This is a genomic window from Streptomyces sp. NPDC046876 (genome assembly GCF_040645035.1).
In the GTDB taxonomy this organism is placed as follows: domain Bacteria; phylum Actinomycetota; class Actinomycetes; order Streptomycetales; family Streptomycetaceae; genus Streptomyces.
Genome location: NZ_JBEYXK010000034.1, coordinates 25,479 through 40,769, shown reverse-complemented (window position 1 = coordinate 40,769; position 15,291 = coordinate 25,479). Strand labels below are relative to the sequence as shown.

Sequence of the window (15,291 nt, the reverse complement as noted above, 5' to 3'; positions counted from 1 at the left end):
TGCGCACGCCCCGGGCGGCCCCTACGTTAAGCAGCCGGTTCAATCTGCTTATCCGACTGCTTAACTTCCTTCCCCGGGGGATGACTTCATGGACTCAGCCGTCCGCACCGCCCTGCGCGCGGCCCTCGCCGCCGCCGGCGCGACCGCGCTGCTGCTGGCCGCCGGCCCCGCCGGCGCGACCGCCGCACCGGTGCCCGTACCCACACCGGCCGCGTCGTCGCCGGCAGCCGGAACCGCAGCCGGTACCGGAACCGGGCCCCTCGTCGAGATACCCGGCCCGCAGGACGGCGCCACCGCCGGATCCGGCCACACCCGGGTCCGCGCCGCCGGCGGCCGGGCCAAGACCGGCGCCCGCCTGTCGGAGGCGGAGCGCGCCGCCGACGGCCAGGTCACCAAGCTCGTCGACAACGGCCCGACCGCGGACCGGCTCGACATCGTCGTCGTCGGCGACGGCTACACCGCCGGCGAACTGGACCGCTTCCACGCCGACGCCAAGGCCAAATGGGCCGAGATCGCCGCCGTCGAGCCCTACTCCACGTACCGCGGCCTGTTCAACGTCTGGACCGTCGACGCCGTCTCCCACGACTCCGGCGTCACCGGCGACCCGGCCCGCGACACCGTCCGCGACACCGCGCTCGGCTCGTACTTCTGGTGCGAGGACATCGAGCGGCTGCTCTGCATCGACCAGCCGAAGGTCGACGCGTACGTGGCGAAGGCCCCTGCCGCCGACCTCGTCCTGGTCCTGGCCAACAGCACCAAGTACGGCGGCGCCGGCTACAACGAGAAGAGCCCCACGCTCGGCTACGAGGGCATCTCCACCGCCTCCGCCGGCAACGCCAAGTCCGGCCAGGTCGCCATCCACGAGACCGGCCACTCCCTCGGCAAGCTCGCCGACGAGTACTTCTACCCCGACACCCCGGGCTACGAGAAGTACGAGGGCCCCGAGCCCGGCGAGTCCAACAGCTCCACGCTGACCGCCGACCGGATGGCCGCCGACCGCACCAAGTGGTACCGCTGGCTCGGCGCCCCCTCACCCGACGGCACCACCGTCGGCGCGTACGAGGGCGGCGGCTACTACGTCACCGGCCTCTACCGGCCCACCGACAACTCGATCATGCGCGTGCTCGGCAAGCCCTTCAACCTGCCCGGAGCCGAGGCGATGATCGCCGGCTTCTACCAGCACGCCCGGCCCGCCACCGCCCTCACCCCGACCACCCGCACCCTGCGCCTGCCGCACACCGCGAAGGTGTCCGTGCCCCGGCTCGCCGCCCCGGACGGGCGGCAGTTGGACGTCCGCTGGTACCTCGACGGCCGGGAGCTGAAGCGGTTCGCCGGCCGGACCGAGGTCGCCGTGGCCGAGCTGTGGCTGCTCGACCTGCGCACCCACAAGCTCTCGGTGGCCGTCGAGGACCGCACCGACGCGGTCCGCGACCCGCAGATCGCCCGCACCCTGCGCTCCACCGTCGACTGGAACGTCCGGCTCTAGCAGGTACGCGGTGAGCGGCGCGGCCGGGGTCAGGCCCCGGCCGCGTACCTCCAGAACGCCTGCATCGCCTCGGGCGGCGGGGTCGGGCCGGCCAGCTCCACCTGCGTGAGCAGGATGGCGACGGTGCCGGTGGACGGGGTGATGTGGGCCGCCGTTCCGGTGCCGCCGATCCAGCCGTAGCGCCCCGGCACGTTCCACGGAGCGCGGACCTCCACGTCCACCGAGCCGCCGAACCCCCAGCCCTGCCCCTCGAGGAACAGCTCGGCGCCGGCGCGCTGGTCGGGCGTCAGCCAGTCCGTGGTCATCCGCTGCACCGACTCCTCCGCCAGCAGCCGGCCCCGCTCGCCCTCCAGGGCGCCCCCGGCGAGCAGCATCCGCTGGAAGGCGTACAGGTCGTCGACCGTCGAGACCAGCCCGCCGGCCCCGGAGGGGAAGGCGGGCGGGACGCTCCACTGCCCGTCGGGCGCGTCCACCAGCTCCAGCCCCGCACCCCCGGCCCCGGAGGCGGCCCGGTAGCACCAGGTGAACCGCCCCAGATCGGCGGCCGGCACCGAGAACCCGGTATCGGCCATGCCCAGCGGCTCGAAGATCCGCTCCTCGAGGAACACCGGCAGGGGGCTCCCCGACACCCGGGCGATCAGCACGCCCAGGATGTCCGAGCACGTGTTGTACAGCCAGGCCTCGCCCGGCTGGTGGAGCAGCGGAATGCGCGACAGGGCCTTCATCCACGCGTCCGGCGCCGGGACCTGCTGCGGCTGCGGCGGCCCCTGCTTCAGCTCGGTGAACAGCAGGGCGACCGCCGGAAGGGTGAAGTCGTCCGGGAACCCGATCCCCGCCCGGAAGGTGAGCAGGTCGGCCACGGTGATCGGGCGGGTCGCGGGCACCACGTCGTCGACCGGGCCGGCCGGCGTGCGCACCACCACCGGCGAGGCCAGCTCGGGCAGCCACGGCCCGACCGGGTCGGTCAGCGCGAACCGACCCTCCTCGGCCAGCATCATCACCGCCGCGGCGATGACCGGCTTCGTCAGCGAGGCGACCCGGAAGACCGAGTCCCGGACCATCGGCGCGGACCCTTCCGCATCGGCCGATCCGACGGCCTCCACCTCCACCCGCCCGCCGCGGGCCACCAGACCCACCGCCCCGGGCAGCGCCCCGCTGTCCACGAACGGCTCCAGGACCTCGCGCAGACCGGTCATCACCACCGCCTCCTTCCGCCGTCGGTTTTCCGCCGCCAGTGCGTCAGCTGCCGGGCCCGCGGCCGGAGTCCGTCGGAAATCGCCTGGCCAGGGCCCGTGCCGCATCCTAGGGTTCCCTCCATGACGATCACGGGTACCCACGCCATCGACCGAGCCGTTTCCCTCACCGTGCAGGCCCTGCGCGCCGCAGCGCACCTCGACTGGTCGGTGCCGGCGGCCGGCCTGGAGTGGAGCTGTCACGAAACGGCCGTGCACGTGGTGAACGACTTCATCGTCTACGGCACCAGGATCAGCGAGCGCATCGCCGACGGGTCCACCCCGATCGAGCGCTACACCGCCCCCGGCGCCGCGCCCTCCGTCGTGATCGACGCCATCGAGGCCGCCGGCCGCAAGCTGACCGCCGCCGTCTCCGCGGCCGACCCGGACGACCGGGCCTGGCACCCGTACGGCACGTCCGACGCCGACGGCTTCGCCGCGATGGGCGTCGTCGAGACCCTGCTGCACACCCACGACATCCTCGAAGGCCTCGGCGTACGGGGCTTCGAGCCCGAAGCGGAGCTGTGCGAGCACGCCCTGGACCGGCTCTTCCCGCACGTCCCGCGGGACGCCGCCCCCTGGACGACCCTGCTGTGGGCCACGGGCCGCGCCGACCTCGCGGACCTGCCCCGCCAGACCGTCTGGCGCTGGTACGCCGACCCCGTCCCGGCCGGCGACCGCGTCGTGCTCTGCGCGATCTCCCCCGACCTCGCCGCCGACCTGGCCGCCGGCGGCACCGGCGGCTTCGCCTGGGCCGAGGACGGTCCCTTCGACGGCACCCGGGCCGCCTCCGGCATGGCGGCCAAGGCGTACGAGGAGGGTGCGTACCGCCCCGGGTGGGGCCCGTACGCCGTCGTCCGCACGCACGACCGCCGCGCCATCGGCGGGATCGGCTTCCACGCCGCCCCCGACGCCGACGGGCAGGCGGAGGTCGGCTACGACCTCGTCCCGTCGGCCCGGGGCAACGGCTACGCCACCGAGGCGCTGCGTGGCCTGACGGCCTGGGCCTTCGGGCAGCCCGGCCTGACCGCACTGCGCGCCTCGGTGGACGAGGGCAACGCACCCTCCCACGCGGTGCTGCGCCGGGCGGGCTTCGAGCGCACCGGAGCCGGCGACGGCGCCGTCCGGTACGCCCTGCGCCCGGCGCGGGGGTGACGCCCCCGACCGGGGGCCGGCGGGTCAGTAGCCGCAGTTCGTGACCCACTTGTGGGAGGAGATCCGGTCGTTCCACTCCCACGGGATGTTGCCGGCGAGCCGTTCGGGGCACAGGTGGAGGCGCCGCCGTAGTTGATGTCCTCGTACACGCGGACGTCCCCGAGGGAGCCGCCGTAGCCGTTGTTCCACCAGGACGAGGCCTTGTCGTTCATGTTGAACGTGCCGCTGGACCCACAGGTGCGCCAGTCGGCGTCGTTGCCGCTCCAGCCGCAGGAGGCGCCGCCGCGGTTGGTGTGCTCCCAGACCCAGTAGTTGCCGTCCGCGGCCACGCCGGAGGCGTCGGCCGTGGCGGCACCCGCCGTGGTCACGGTCGCGGGGACGGCCAGCAGCGCAGCGGTGAGCGTGCCGACGGCGAGCAGGGTGCGGAACTTACGCATGGGACCCTCCAGAGGTCTCGTTCCCGGTTGGGATCTGGCTTGGGGCTGGGATCGGGCTTGGGATTGGTGTTGGTGTTGGTGTTGGGGTTGGGGTTGGGGTTGCGGTGACGCGCTGCGCCCTCGGCAGCGCGCCGGTCTGGAGCCGCCACCTCAGCGCGAGGTCCTCCCCGTGCTGCGCACGCAGGTCCTCGCCGTAGGTGTGGTCCAGGGACCGGGAGACCCGGGCCAGCGGGGTGCCGGTCGCACAGGTCGCTTCGACGACGGCCAACTCGGCCTCGGCCGCGTCCGCCTCGGCCGGCGGCAGGGCCGCCCGGTAGCCGGCCGCGGCCTGCCGGGAGGCGTCCGGGGTGGCGTAGGGTCGGCCCGCCGCCGCCATGCAGGCGGACCACTGCGCGACCGCGTCCGCGTACCGAGGGTCCTCGCGCACGCGCGCCTCGCGCACCGGCCGCAGGTTCATGGTGACGACCTTGACGCGGAACCAGGTGGCCAGATCGCCGTAGAGCGTCCGCTGCGCCTGCGCGGTGCAGCCCCGGGTGGACGCGGTGATCGTCATCCCGGTGGGCGCCTTCACGGACAGCCCCTCGGGGGAGGGGCCCATCAGCGCGGTGCGGGCCGCCGCGCGCCGGGGCGCCGGCAGCTGCCGGAAGTACCGCTGGTTGGGGTCGGCCTGCCGGGCCTGCGCCGCGCGGCGCTCCTCGCGGCCGCCGTAGCCGTGGGCCCGTGCCCAGGCCACGTCGTCCACCGCGTACGGGAAGGAGCGGGCCCCCTCGTCCTCCGGGTCCGGGGCCTCCGTGACGGCGTACGCGAACCCCCGCTCGCCCATGCAGCGGCTGATCAGGACCTCCTCGGCCCGCGCCAGCAACCGCCGCTCGGCGGCGCTCGGTTCGCGGGCGGTACCCGCCTCCCCGGAGCGGTCCGGGCCGCAGCCCGCCAGGGCCAGTACGGCTGCGGCCGCCGCACAGGCCGCGGCCAGGGCCGCACGGTGTCGGTGTGCGTGCCGGTGTCGTTCCACGGCCGGGCTCCCTCCTGTTGCGCCTCGCGCCTCGCTCCTCGCCTGCCGAGGACCAGGTCTAGCGGGGATCCGTTGTTCGGCGTCGGGGCGGCCGGGCCGAACAAACAACTGCCGAACAATCCCTTGCGGGGGGCACGAAACGGAGCGGGCGGGGAAGGGACACGGCATGGCCCGCAAGGAACGCCCGCTGGAAGGCGACGACGGAACGCTGCTGCGGTTCGCCGCGGAGCTGCGCCGCCTGCGCCACGAGGCCGGCTCCCCGCCCTACCGCCGGCTGGCGGCCCGCGCCCACTACTCGGTGGCGACCCTGTCCGAGGCGGCGGCCGGCCGCAGACTGCCGACCCTGGACGTGACGCTGTCCTACGTCCGCGCCTGCGGCGGCGACACGGACCGGTGGGAGCGCCGCTGGCACGCCGCCGCGGCCGAACTCGCCGCCGGGGCGCCTTCCGGTTCCCCGGCGGCGGGTGCGGAACCGGCCGCCCGGCAGGACGGTGGCCCCGAGGGCTTCGTCCCGTACGTGGGGCTGTCGGCGTTCCGGGCCCAGGACGCGGACCGGTTCTTCGGCCGGGAGCGGCTGGTCGAGGACCTCCTCGCCGCCCTCGCGCGGCACCGCGTCGTGGTCCTCGTCGGGGCCTCCGGAGCCGGCAAGTCCTCCCTCCTGCACGCGGGCCTGCTGCCCCGCCTGGCCGAGGACGCGGAGGTCCACGTCCTCACCCCGGGCCCGCACCCCCTGACCCGACTCAGGCAAGCCCTCGCCCCGGGGCCCGAGCGGAGCGCCTCCGACCCCGAACGGGAATCGGAGCCGGGCGCCCGACCCCGGCACGCCCCGGAGCCCGGGCCGGAGAACGGGCCCGAGCCCGCGCCCGGGGGCGGCGTCGAGGCCGGCTTCGCGCCGGGGGCCGTTCCGTGGTCCGGGGGCCGGGCCGGTGCTGGGGTTCGGCCCCGGTTCGAGCGGGGGGCTCAGCCCGAGTGGGGGTCGGGGCCGGCGCCCCGGCCCGGGGGCGATCCCGGGCCCGCGCCTGGGGGCGGGCCTGAGTCCTCGGCCGGGGGCGGGGTTGAGGCCGGCTTCGCGCCGGGGGTTGATCCGTGGCCCGGGGGCCGGTCCGGTTCCAGGGTCCGGCCCCGGTGCGAACCGGGGGCTGAGTCCGACCGGCAGTCGGAGCCGGGGCCCCGGTCCGAGGGTGATCCCGCGCCTGGGGGCGGGCCCGAGGTCCTGTCCGGGGGCGGGGTCGAGGCCGGCTTCGCGTCGGGGGTTGATCCGTGGCCCGGGTGCGAGCCGGGGGCTGAGTCCGAGTGGGGGTCGGAGTCGGTGCCCCGGCCCGAGGGCGATCCCGGGCCCGCGCCTGGGGGCGATTCCTGGCCCGGGGGCCGGGGCGGTGCTCGGGGGCGGGAGCTCGTGTTGGTCTTCGACCAGTTCGAGGAGGTGTTCACCGTGTGCGCCGACGCCGCCGAGCGGGAGCGGTTCATCGCCGCGCTCGTCGAGCCCGTCCGGCGGGCCGGGGCCCGGTGCCGGGTCGTGCTCGGCGTGCGCGCCGACTTCTACGCGCACTGCACCCGCCACGCCCCGCTCGTACCCGTCCTGCGCGACGCGCAGGTCGTCGTCGGGCCCATGACCGCGGCCGAGCTGCGCCGCGCCGTCGTGGAGCCGGCCCGGCGGGCCGGTCTCACCGTCGAAGGCGCCCTCCAGGCCACGCTCGTGGCCCACGCGCACGGCCGGGTCGGCGCCCTGCCCCTGCTCTCGCACGCCCTCCTCGAGACCTGGCGCCGCCGCCGCGGCGCCGCCCTGACCCTCGACGGCTTCCGCGCCGCGGGCGGGTTCGAGGGCGCGCTCGCCCAGTCCGCCGAGGCCCTGTACACCTCCCTCACGGGCCGTCAGCGCCTCCTGGCCCAGCAGATCTTCGTCCACCTCATCGCCCTCGGCGAGGGCACGGAGGACACCAAGCGCCCCGTCGCCCGCGAGGAGCTGGACCGGGACGCCGATACCGCCACCGTCCTGGCCCGCGCCGCAAGGCTGCGGCTGCTCACCCTCGACCACGGCCGCGTCGAGCTCACCCACGAGGCGCTCATCCGCGCCTGGCCCCGGCTGCGCGGCTGGTTGACCGAGGACCGCGAACGCCTGCGGCTGCACCGCCGCCTCACCGACGCCGCCCACGCGTGGGAGCGCCTCGGCCGGGACCCCGGAGCCCTCTACCGCGGGCCGCGCCTCGCCCTGGCCCGCGACCTCGCCGCGACCCGGGCCGCCGGACTGACCGCCGCCGAACGGGCGTTCCTGGACGCGAGCGCGGCGGCCGAGGCCGCGGCCGACAGCTCCGCCCGGCGCCGCGCCCGCCGCCTGGGCTACCTGGTCGCCCTGCTCGCCGCCCTCGTGGCGGTGGCGGGGGCCGCCACCGCCAGCGCCGTGCGCTCAGGGGCCGAGGTCACCCGGCAGCGCAACGACGCCGTCGCGCAGAACCTCGCCGACAGCGTGCCCGGGCTCACCGACACCGAGCCCGGGCTGGCCGTCCAGCTGGGCCTGACCGCGTACCGCCTCTCGCCCACCGCCAAGACCCGCGACAGCCTGGTCAGCACGCTGATGACCGTGACCCCCGCCCACCCCAAGGAGGTCCTCGCCCTCGCCTACCGCCCCGACGGCCGGCAGCTGGCGACCGGGAGCGGGGACCACACCGCCCGGCTGTGGCGGATGAACGGCACCGACCGCCCCGTCGAAGAGGCCGTCCTCGGCGGGCACGGCGACGACGTCCGCACGGTGGCCTACCGGCCCGACGGCCGTACGCTCGCCACCGGTTCGGCAGACGGCACCGTCCGGCTGTGGGACGTGGCGGACCCGGCCCGACCGGCCGTCCTCGCCTCGCTGACCGGGCAGAGCGGCGACGTACGCGCCCTCGCCTACAGCCCGGACGGCCGTACGCTCGCCACCTCCGGCACCGACGGCAGCGTCGGCCTGTGGGACGTCACCGACACCGCCCGCCCCGCGCTCCTCGCGCGGCTCGCCGGCCACCGCGACGCCGTCCGCGCCGTCGTCTTCAGCCCGGACGGCCGTACGCTCGCCAGCGCGGCCGAGGACCGCACCGTCCGGCTCACCGAGGTGGCGGATCCGCGCCGGCCCGGCGCCTCGACCGTCCTGGAGGGCCACGACACCGCCGTGTTCTCGGTGGCCTTCAGCCCGGACGGCACCGTCCTCGCCTCCGCGGGCGGCGGGCGCAACCCCGTCCGGCTGTGGAGCACCGCCGATCCGCGGCGGCCCGCCCTGCTGGCCACCCTCACCGGCCACACCGACGTCGTCGGCTCCGTCGCCTTCAGCCCCGACGGGCGCAGCCTCGCCAGCGCGAGCGACGACCGCACGGTCCGCCTGTGGAGCGTGGGCCGCCCCGCCCACCCGGGCCTGCTGGCCACGCTCAGCGGGCACGCCACCGCCGTCAGCTCGGCCGCGTTCAGCCCCGACGGCGCGGTCCTCGCCTCCGGCGGCTTCGACACGACCCTCCGGCTGTCGGGGACCGACCTGGCCCGCACCATCGCGGGGGCGTGCGCACACACCGGCCCGCGCATCACCCGCGCCCAGTGGTCCGCCCACCTCCCGTACGTCCCGTACTCCCCACCCTGCACCGGCCTGGAACACCCCTGACGCCCCCACCCGACCACCCCACCTGCGCCCGCCTCCGACCCCGGCCGTGCCGGCCTCCGGCCGCTTGCCTGCGGCTGTGCCCGCCCGGCCGCGCCCGCCTCCGGCCTTGGTCGCGCCGGCCTCCGGCCGCCTGCCCGGCTGTGCCTGCCCCGGCGCCTGCCCGGCTGCGCCCGCCCGGCTGCGCCTGCCCGGCTGCGCCCGCCCGGCTGCGCCTGCCCGGCTGCGCCTGCCCGGCTGCGCCTGCCCGGCTGCGCCTGCCCGGCTGCGCCTGCCTGAGCTGCGCCCACCCGGCCACCCCGGCTGCGGCTGCGCCCGCCCGGCCGCGCCGGTCCTCTGGACGGTCGGCCTCCGGCCGCTTGCCTGCGGCTGCGCCTGCCTGGCTGCGCCGGCCCTCTGGCTGCGCCGGCCTTTGCCGCGCTGGCCTCGGGCCTTCGCCCAGCCGGCCTTCGGCTTCGGCATCGCTGGCCTCTGGCTGCCTGCCTCCGGCCTCCGGCCCCGGCCGTGTCAGCTTCCGGCCCCGGCGCCTGCCCGGCTGCGCTGCCTGAGGCTGCGCCCACCGGCCCACCGGCCCCCCGCCTGCGGCTGCGCCCGCCTGGCCGCGCCGGTCCTCTGGCCGCGCCGGCCTCCGGCCCCAGCCGCGCGGCCTCCGGCCCCGGCCGCGTCGGCCTCCGGCCTTGGCTGCATCGGCCTCTGGCCGCCTGTCTGCGGCTGCGCTTGCACGGCTGCGCTTGCACGGCTGCGCCTGCCCGGCTGCGCTGCCTGAGGCTGTGCTTACCCGGGCCACCCCGCCTGCGGCTGCGGCTGCGCCCGCCCGGCCGAGCCGGCCTCCGGCCTGGGCCGCGCCGGCCTTCGGCCTTGGCGGCGCCGGCCTCTGCCTGCCTGCGGCTGTGGCCGCCCGGCTGCGCCTGCAAGGCCGCCGCCCTCTGCCTGCCCGGCTGCGCCCGCCTGCGGCCGGACCCGGTCGGCTGCGCCGGCCGTCCGGCCTTGCCAGGCTTCGGCCGCCGGCTGTTTCGTCGGGTCGACGCGTGTCCGGTTCCGGCGCCTTGTCCCCGTCGCCGGCGATAGCCTCGGGGGCGGACGCCGACACCCGCCCCGTACCGCTCGAAAGGCAGGTTCCCCATGGCGAGTTCCGCACCCGCACCCCGGCCCCCGCACGCGCAGTACCCGGTTCCCGTGATCGACCTCGGGCCGTGGCGGTCGGGCGATCCGGCTGCCCGGCAGCGGATCGCCGCGGAGGTCGACGAGGCCCTGCAGGTCGCCGGGTTCCTGCTGGTCACCGGGCACGGGGTGGATCCCCGGCTGGCCGCGCGGATCCGCGCCGCGGCCCGTGCCTTCTTCCGGCTGCCCGCCGCGGTCAAGGAGCCGTACGCGGTCGCCGTCGGCGGCCGCGGCTGGCTCGGCCCCGGCGCCGAGGCCAACAGCTACGCGGAGGGCACCGCCTCGCCGCCCGACCTGAAGGAGTCGTGGTCCTGCGCGGCCGAGCGGCCCACGGGTGACCCCGCGGTCGACGCCGAGTGGTTCCGGCCGAACGTCTGGCCGGCCGAGGTGCCCGAACTGCGGCCGCCGGCGGAGGAGTACATCGCCCGGATGCAGGCCCTGTCCGACGAACTGCTGGAGCTCCTCGCCGCCGCACTCGGCCTGGCCCCGGACCACTTCACCCGCCACACCGGCCACCCCACCTGGGGCTTCAACCTCAACTGGTACCCGGGCACCGAGGTCGTCGGGCCGCCCCTGCCCGGCCAGTTCCGCATCGGCCCGCACACCGACTTCGGCACGGTCACCGTCCTCGACCGCGAGCCGGGCGCGGGCGGGCTCCAGATCCACACCGACGCCGGCGGCTGGCAGGACGCCCCGTACGACCCGGCCGCGCTCACCGTGAACATCGGCGACCTGCTGGCCCGCTGGACGGGGGACCGGTGGCGGGCCGGCCGCCACCGGGTGCTGCCGCCGCCTGCGGACACCCCCGCCGAGGAGCTCGTCTCGCTCGTCTACTTCTACGAATGCGACCCGCACACCCGCGTGGAGTCCCTGCCGGCGCCCATCGGGCGCGTGGCGCACGCCCCGGTCGACTCGCACGCGTACCTGCGGGCGAAACTGGACTCGATCAGCGTCTCCTGACGCCCGGTGAGGTCCGCCGGACGGGGTATCCCCCGTCCGGCCTCCTCTCTGCGGGGGAGGGAGGAAACCCTCCTCCGGTCGGAGTCCTTCTCCTCCCGCAAGGGGATGATCAAGGCTCTGACCAGCGCATAGGTTCGTTCTCATGAACCGACCGACACGCGGCCGCCGCCGCACCACCGCCACCGCAGCCGCCTTAGGCGCCGCCCTGCTCCTCCCGCTGATGCTGACCGCCGCCGGTCCGGCAGCGGCAGCCGAACCCCCGGCCGCACCTGCCGCCGCCTCCGCACCCGCTGCCCGCTCCGCACCCGCCGCCTCCCCGTCCGCCCCCACCGGGGTGGTCCTGCCCCGGCTGCCGCGCCCCACGGGCCGGTTCGCCGTCGGCGAGGAGACCCTCCACCTGGTGGACCACAGCCGCACCGACCCCTGGGCCGGCTCCGGCCCGCGCGAGCTGATGGTGACCATGCGCTACCCGGCCCAGCGCGGCACCGGCGGCCCCGTGCGCCCGTACCTCACCGATGAGGAGGCGCGCCTCCTGCTCGTCTCCCGGGGCCTCGAACAGCAGGTGGACTACCGGAGCCTGGCCGGCACGAAGGCGTTCGCCCGTTCCGGCGCCCGCCCCGTCGCGGGCCGCTACCCCCTCGTCGTGCTGTCCCCCGGCTTCACGGTCCCGCGGGCCACCCTCACCTCACTGGCCGAGGAGCTGGCCTCCCGCGGCTACGTGGTCGCCGCCGTGGACCACGCGTACGAGGCCAGCGCCGTCGCCTTCCCCGGCGGGCGCGTCCTGACCTGCCTGGCCTGCGACAAGGCCAAGGAGCTGAAGGACTACAAGGCCGTGTCGGACAACCGGGCCCGCGACGTGTCCTTCCTCCTGGACCAGCTCACCGGACACCGTCCGGCCTGGCGCAACGCCGGCCTGATCGACAAGAAGAAGATCGCCATGGCGGGCCACTCGATCGGCGGCTCCGCCGCCGCGGCCGTGATGGCCACCGATCCGCGCGTGCGCGCCGGGATCGACATGGACGGCGGGTTGTTCTCGCCCGTGCCCGACGGCGGACTCGGCGGCCGCCCGTTCATGCTGCTCGGCGGGTCCGACACCGTGCCCGGCGGGACGGGCACGGACTGGCCGAACTGGGACGACAACTGGGCCCGGCTCGACGGCTGGAAGCGGTGGATCACCTTCGCCGACTCCCACCACTTCACCTTCACCGACTGGCCCGTCCTCAGTGACCAGCTCGGGCTGGACCGTATGACGCCGCTGCCCGGCGACCGCTCCCTGGAGCTGACCCGCCGCTACGTGGGAGCCTTCTTCGACCTGCACCTCAAGGGAGCGCCCCAGCCGGTGCTGGACGGCCCTGCCGCCGACGCGCCGGAGGTCCGCTTCCACGTCCCCGCCCCCGCCCCCAACCCCACGCGCACCCCCTGACCCGCAGGCCCCGATTACCGCGGTCGGCCCCCGTTCGGCAGGATGGGGGCATGACCGAGATCCGCACCCCCCGCCTCCTCCTGCGCCGCTGGAACGAAGACGACCTCGTCCCCCTGTCGGAGATCAACGCCGACCCGGAGGTGATGCGCTGGATCGGCGACGGCTCCACCCTCGACCTGGACCGGACCGCCGAGGAGATCGAGCGCTGGGAGGACGAGTGGGACGAGGAGGGCTTCGGGCCCTTCGCCGTCGAACTGCTGGCGTCGGGGGAGCTGATCGGCGCGGTCGGGCTGTCCGTGCCCGAGGACCTGCCGGAGGTCATGCCGGCGGTGGACATCCGCTGGCGGCTCGGCCGCCAGTACTGGGGCCAGGGCTACGCCTCCGAGGCCGCGCAGGCCACCTTGGAGTTCGCCCTCCAGGACCGCGGCCTGGACCGGGTCATCGCGGTCCACCGGGCGGGCAACGAGGACTCCGAGAACGTGATCCGCAAGCTCGGCATGGTCCACGAGCGGGACATCGAGGACCCCGAGCACGGCCACCTGCTCCAGATCCACACCATCGACCTGACCGAGTACGAGGCCTGACGGGCGCGCAGACGTCCTAGGCCCCCGGGCCCGCCGGCGCCTCGGCCGCATGCCCCGCCCGTACCGCGGCGAGCGCCGCCGCGTGCACCGCGGCCGGCGCCCCGCCGTGCGCGACGGGGCTGCCGGTCAGCGTGTACCACTCCTCCGCATCGGTGTACTGGACGTCGATCCGGGCCAGGCCGCCCGCCACCGCCGTCGTGCGCACGGTCAGCGGGCCGGTGATGACGCCGACCTCGTCGGTCATCGCCCCGCCCGGCCCGGCCGTCACGTGGTCCTGCCACTGCTGTCGCCCGGTCATGCCGCGCAGGTGTCCAGCATCGTCGTCAGCATCCTCTTCTCCGCTTCCGTGACGGTCAGTCCGTACGTGGACTTCACCGTCGTCCAGGCCCGCCCGTACTGGCACCAGCTCGACTTGTCCGGCGGCTGCCACAGGTCCGGGCTCTGGTCGCCCTTCGAGCGGTTCGTGGCCGCGGTGACGGCCAGCAGCTGGGGGTGGGTCAGATCGTTGGCGAACGCCTTGCGCCGTGCGGCGTCCCAGGCGGAGGCGCCCGAGCGCCAGCCCTCCGCGAGCGGCACGACGTGGTCGATGTCCATCTTCGAGGCGTCGGTGACGACCACCCCGTCGTACAGGCTCCGCCACGTGCCCGAGACCGCCCGGCACTCGGCGTCCCGTGCCACGTCCTTGCCGTCGCGCTCGAGGACCACCTCGCGGGTGTCGCACTTGTCGCCCTGCTCCGCCCAGTGCGTGAACTTGGCGCGGCTGTAGCCGGCCATCGTCCCCGGGGGCGCCACCTCGAGTCCGGCCAGCTGGGTCCGGGCGACTGCCACCCCGACCATGCCCGGCAGGACGTCCCCGCCGCCCGGCTTGGCGTCACCGGCCGGTACGGAGGCCGTGGGTGACGCCGCTGCGGACGAGCCCGGGGAGGTCGTCGGCGGTGCGGAGGAGGGCGGTGGCGCCGACGCCTTCGGATCCGCAGTCTTCGTTCCGCTTCCCGAGCAGCCGCCCGCAGCCAGCAGCACCGAGACCGCCAGTACCACGGCCCGCACCCGTATCTGACGTCCCATGAACCCACCCCGAGTCGATTCCGCTCCGGCTCCTGTCCCGCGAAGCCTACCCAGAAGCGGACATTCGACCTCGGGTGCACGCGCGGGTGACGCGGCGGACGCCGCCGACGGCGGGCCCGGCAGCGGGCGTTGTCAGTGGCCCTCGCTAGTCTCCCGGGCATACCGCAGCTCAGGGGGGCTTTTCCGCCCTGTCCGAGGCTGCGCGGATTCGGATCGGGCAGGCGGAGAGGCACGCGACGATGGCTTGGCTGGCAGCGGGCGAGGGGTACGAGATCGCCCTGGTGGACGGAAGGGTGGCGGCGCGGTCCGCCACCGGGCGCAGTGCGGGACGGCAGTTGAAGACCCTGCCCAAGGCGCTGCGCGACCACCCCGAGGTGGACCGGCTGCGCCGGCTCGCGGAATGGCTCGACCGGCACGAGGCGGCCTGCATCGCCCAGGTGGACACCTGGATGGTGTCCTCGCTGCCCGTGCCCACCGCGCTCCTGGCCCGGGTCTGGCCGGACGAGGCCTGGCGCAGCGCGCTGCGCGACCTCGCCGTGGTCGGCGACGATCCGGACGAGGTGGGCTTCCTGCGCGACGCCACCGCCGCCGGCGAGCTGAAGGTGGTCAACCTCGACGGCGAGACCGTACGGCTCTCCCCGCGCACGGTGACCCTGCCGCACCCGGTGCTGCTGCCGGACCTGGACGACGTGCGGGACTTCGCCGCCGAACTCGGCATCGTGCAGCGCGTCGAGCAGATCCACCGGGCCACGTGGCTCAAGCCCGAGGCCCCCTCCGCCAAGGAGACGGAGGTGCGCGACTACGCCGGCGGGTCCTTCCCCAACCGCTTCGCCCTGGCCGCCCGGGCCACCGGCCTCGGCTACCGGGTCTCCGGGGGCTACGCCACCTGCCCCGTCCGCGACACCGGCCGCGGCACCGAGGCCGCGGTCTGGATCGGCGAGCCGTACTACGACGACACGACGACGACCGGCGCCCTGAGCTGGCACGACGAGGACGGCCGGGCGGTGCCCCTGGCCGAGGTCGGACCGGTGGCCTGGTCCGAGGGAATGCGCATGGCCGCGGCGCTCTACGCCGGCCGCACCATCGAAGAGGGCAAGGACGCGTGATGACCAGCACCACGACCACCAGCACCACGACCACCAGCACCACGACCACCA

11 protein-coding genes and 1 pseudogene are annotated in these 15,291 nt (G+C 75.9%); 7 read left to right on the top strand and 5 right to left on the bottom strand.

Annotated features, from left to right (window positions below):
• The first annotated feature begins 88 nt into the window (after positions 1-88).
• A complete protein-coding gene (locus ABZ924_RS19745; protein ID WP_361911039.1) occupies positions 89-1,486 on the top strand; it encodes a M64 family metallopeptidase in 1,398 nt (465 codons plus the stop codon).
• 29 nt (positions 1,487-1,515) lie between these two features.
• Here the strand turns inward: ABZ924_RS19745 and ABZ924_RS19740 are convergent, their stop codons facing one another.
• On the bottom strand, positions 1,516-2,682 hold the full coding sequence (locus ABZ924_RS19740; protein WP_361911036.1) for a serine hydrolase domain-containing protein: 1,167 nt from the start codon (positions 2,680-2,682) through the stop codon (positions 1,516-1,518).
• Between the two features lie 120 nt (positions 2,683-2,802).
• Between ABZ924_RS19740 and ABZ924_RS19735 the strand changes: the two genes are divergently transcribed.
• Positions 2,803-3,873, top strand: a complete 1,071-nt coding sequence (locus ABZ924_RS19735) for a GNAT family N-acetyltransferase (RefSeq protein WP_361911034.1) — start codon at positions 2,803-2,805, stop codon at positions 3,871-3,873.
• A gap of 122 nt (positions 3,874-3,995) precedes the next feature.
• Here ABZ924_RS19735 and ABZ924_RS19730 read toward each other — a convergent pair.
• Positions 3,996-4,310: pseudogene (locus ABZ924_RS19730) on the bottom strand (peptidase inhibitor family I36 protein); the annotation flags it as partial.
• Positions 4,303-5,322 (bottom strand): hypothetical protein, encoded by a 1,020-nt coding sequence (locus ABZ924_RS19725; RefSeq protein WP_361911031.1) that lies wholly within the window; start codon positions 5,320-5,322, stop codon positions 4,303-4,305. The pseudogene ABZ924_RS19730 and the gene ABZ924_RS19725, both read right to left, overlap by 8 nt.
• Before the next feature lie 166 nt (positions 5,323-5,488).
• Here ABZ924_RS19725 and ABZ924_RS19720 point away from each other — a divergent pair, with 166 nt between their 5' ends.
• The 4 genes from ABZ924_RS19720 (at position 5,489) to ABZ924_RS19705 (ending at position 13,069) form a co-directional block, all read left to right on the top strand.
• The gene (locus ABZ924_RS19720; RefSeq protein ID WP_361911028.1) at positions 5,489-8,944 is read left to right on the top strand and encodes a hypothetical protein; all 3,456 of its coding nucleotides are present in this window, start codon (positions 5,489-5,491) and stop codon (positions 8,942-8,944) included.
• 1,119 nt (positions 8,945-10,063) lie between these two features.
• Positions 10,064-11,062: a 2-oxoglutarate and iron-dependent oxygenase domain-containing protein gene (locus ABZ924_RS19715; protein WP_361911025.1), complete on the top strand. Its 999-nt coding sequence runs from the start codon at positions 10,064-10,066 to the stop codon at positions 11,060-11,062.
• A 142-nt stretch (positions 11,063-11,204) separates the two neighbouring features.
• The gene (locus tag ABZ924_RS19710; protein ID WP_361911022.1) at positions 11,205-12,485 is read left to right on the top strand and encodes an alpha/beta hydrolase; all 1,281 of its coding nucleotides are present in this window, start codon (positions 11,205-11,207) and stop codon (positions 12,483-12,485) included.
• Positions 12,486-12,535: 50 nt separating this feature from the next.
• Positions 12,536-13,069, top strand: a complete 534-nt coding sequence (locus ABZ924_RS19705; RefSeq protein WP_361911019.1) for a GNAT family N-acetyltransferase — start codon at positions 12,536-12,538, stop codon at positions 13,067-13,069.
• A gap of 16 nt (positions 13,070-13,085) precedes the next feature.
• Here the strand turns inward: ABZ924_RS19705 and ABZ924_RS19700 are convergent, their stop codons facing one another.
• Both ABZ924_RS19700 and ABZ924_RS19695 read right to left on the bottom strand, forming a co-directional pair.
• The gene (locus ABZ924_RS19700; RefSeq protein WP_361911016.1) at positions 13,086-13,367 is read right to left on the bottom strand and encodes a hypothetical protein; all 282 of its coding nucleotides are present in this window, start codon (positions 13,365-13,367) and stop codon (positions 13,086-13,088) included.
• Positions 13,364-14,134, bottom strand: a complete 771-nt coding sequence (locus ABZ924_RS19695) for an HNH endonuclease family protein (RefSeq protein ID WP_361911013.1) — start codon at positions 14,132-14,134, stop codon at positions 13,364-13,366. Before ABZ924_RS19695 ends, ABZ924_RS19700 begins: the two co-directional genes overlap by 4 nt.
• 239 nt (positions 14,135-14,373) lie before the next feature.
• Here ABZ924_RS19695 and ABZ924_RS19690 point away from each other — a divergent pair, with 239 nt between their 5' ends.
• Positions 14,374-15,240 carry a DUF4132 domain-containing protein gene (locus tag ABZ924_RS19690; RefSeq protein ID WP_361911010.1) on the top strand — a complete coding sequence of 289 codons (867 nt, stop codon included), beginning with the start codon at positions 14,374-14,376 and terminating at the stop codon, positions 15,238-15,240.
• The last annotated feature ends 51 nt before the right edge of the window (positions 15,241-15,291 follow it).

Excerpts from the sequence above, each read along its gene's own strand:
- ABZ924_RS19710 (WP_361911022.1), top strand. The coding sequence starts at position 11,205 with ATGAACCGACCGACACGCGGCCGCCGCCGCACCACCGCCACCGCAGCC.
- ABZ924_RS19705 (WP_361911019.1), top strand. The coding sequence starts at position 12,536 with ATGACCGAGATCCGCACCCCCCGCCTCCTCCTGCGCCGCTGGAACGAA.
- ABZ924_RS19745 (WP_361911039.1), top strand. The coding sequence starts at position 89 with ATGGACTCAGCCGTCCGCACCGCCCTGCGCGCGGCCCTCGCCGCCGCC.
- ABZ924_RS19700 (WP_361911016.1), bottom strand. The coding sequence starts at position 13,367 with ATGACCGGGCGACAGCAGTGGCAGGACCACGTGACGGCCGGGCCGGGC.
- ABZ924_RS19695 (WP_361911013.1), bottom strand. The coding sequence starts at position 14,134 with ATGGGACGTCAGATACGGGTGCGGGCCGTGGTACTGGCGGTCTCGGTG.
- ABZ924_RS19690 (WP_361911010.1), top strand. The coding sequence starts at position 14,374 with ATGGCTTGGCTGGCAGCGGGCGAGGGGTACGAGATCGCCCTGGTGGAC.
- ABZ924_RS19715 (WP_361911025.1), top strand. The coding sequence starts at position 10,064 with ATGGCGAGTTCCGCACCCGCACCCCGGCCCCCGCACGCGCAGTACCCG.
- ABZ924_RS19735 (WP_361911034.1), top strand. The coding sequence starts at position 2,803 with ATGACGATCACGGGTACCCACGCCATCGACCGAGCCGTTTCCCTCACC.
- ABZ924_RS19740 (WP_361911036.1), bottom strand. The coding sequence starts at position 2,682 with ATGACCGGTCTGCGCGAGGTCCTGGAGCCGTTCGTGGACAGCGGGGCG.
- ABZ924_RS19720 (WP_361911028.1), top strand. The coding sequence starts at position 5,489 with ATGGCCCGCAAGGAACGCCCGCTGGAAGGCGACGACGGAACGCTGCTG.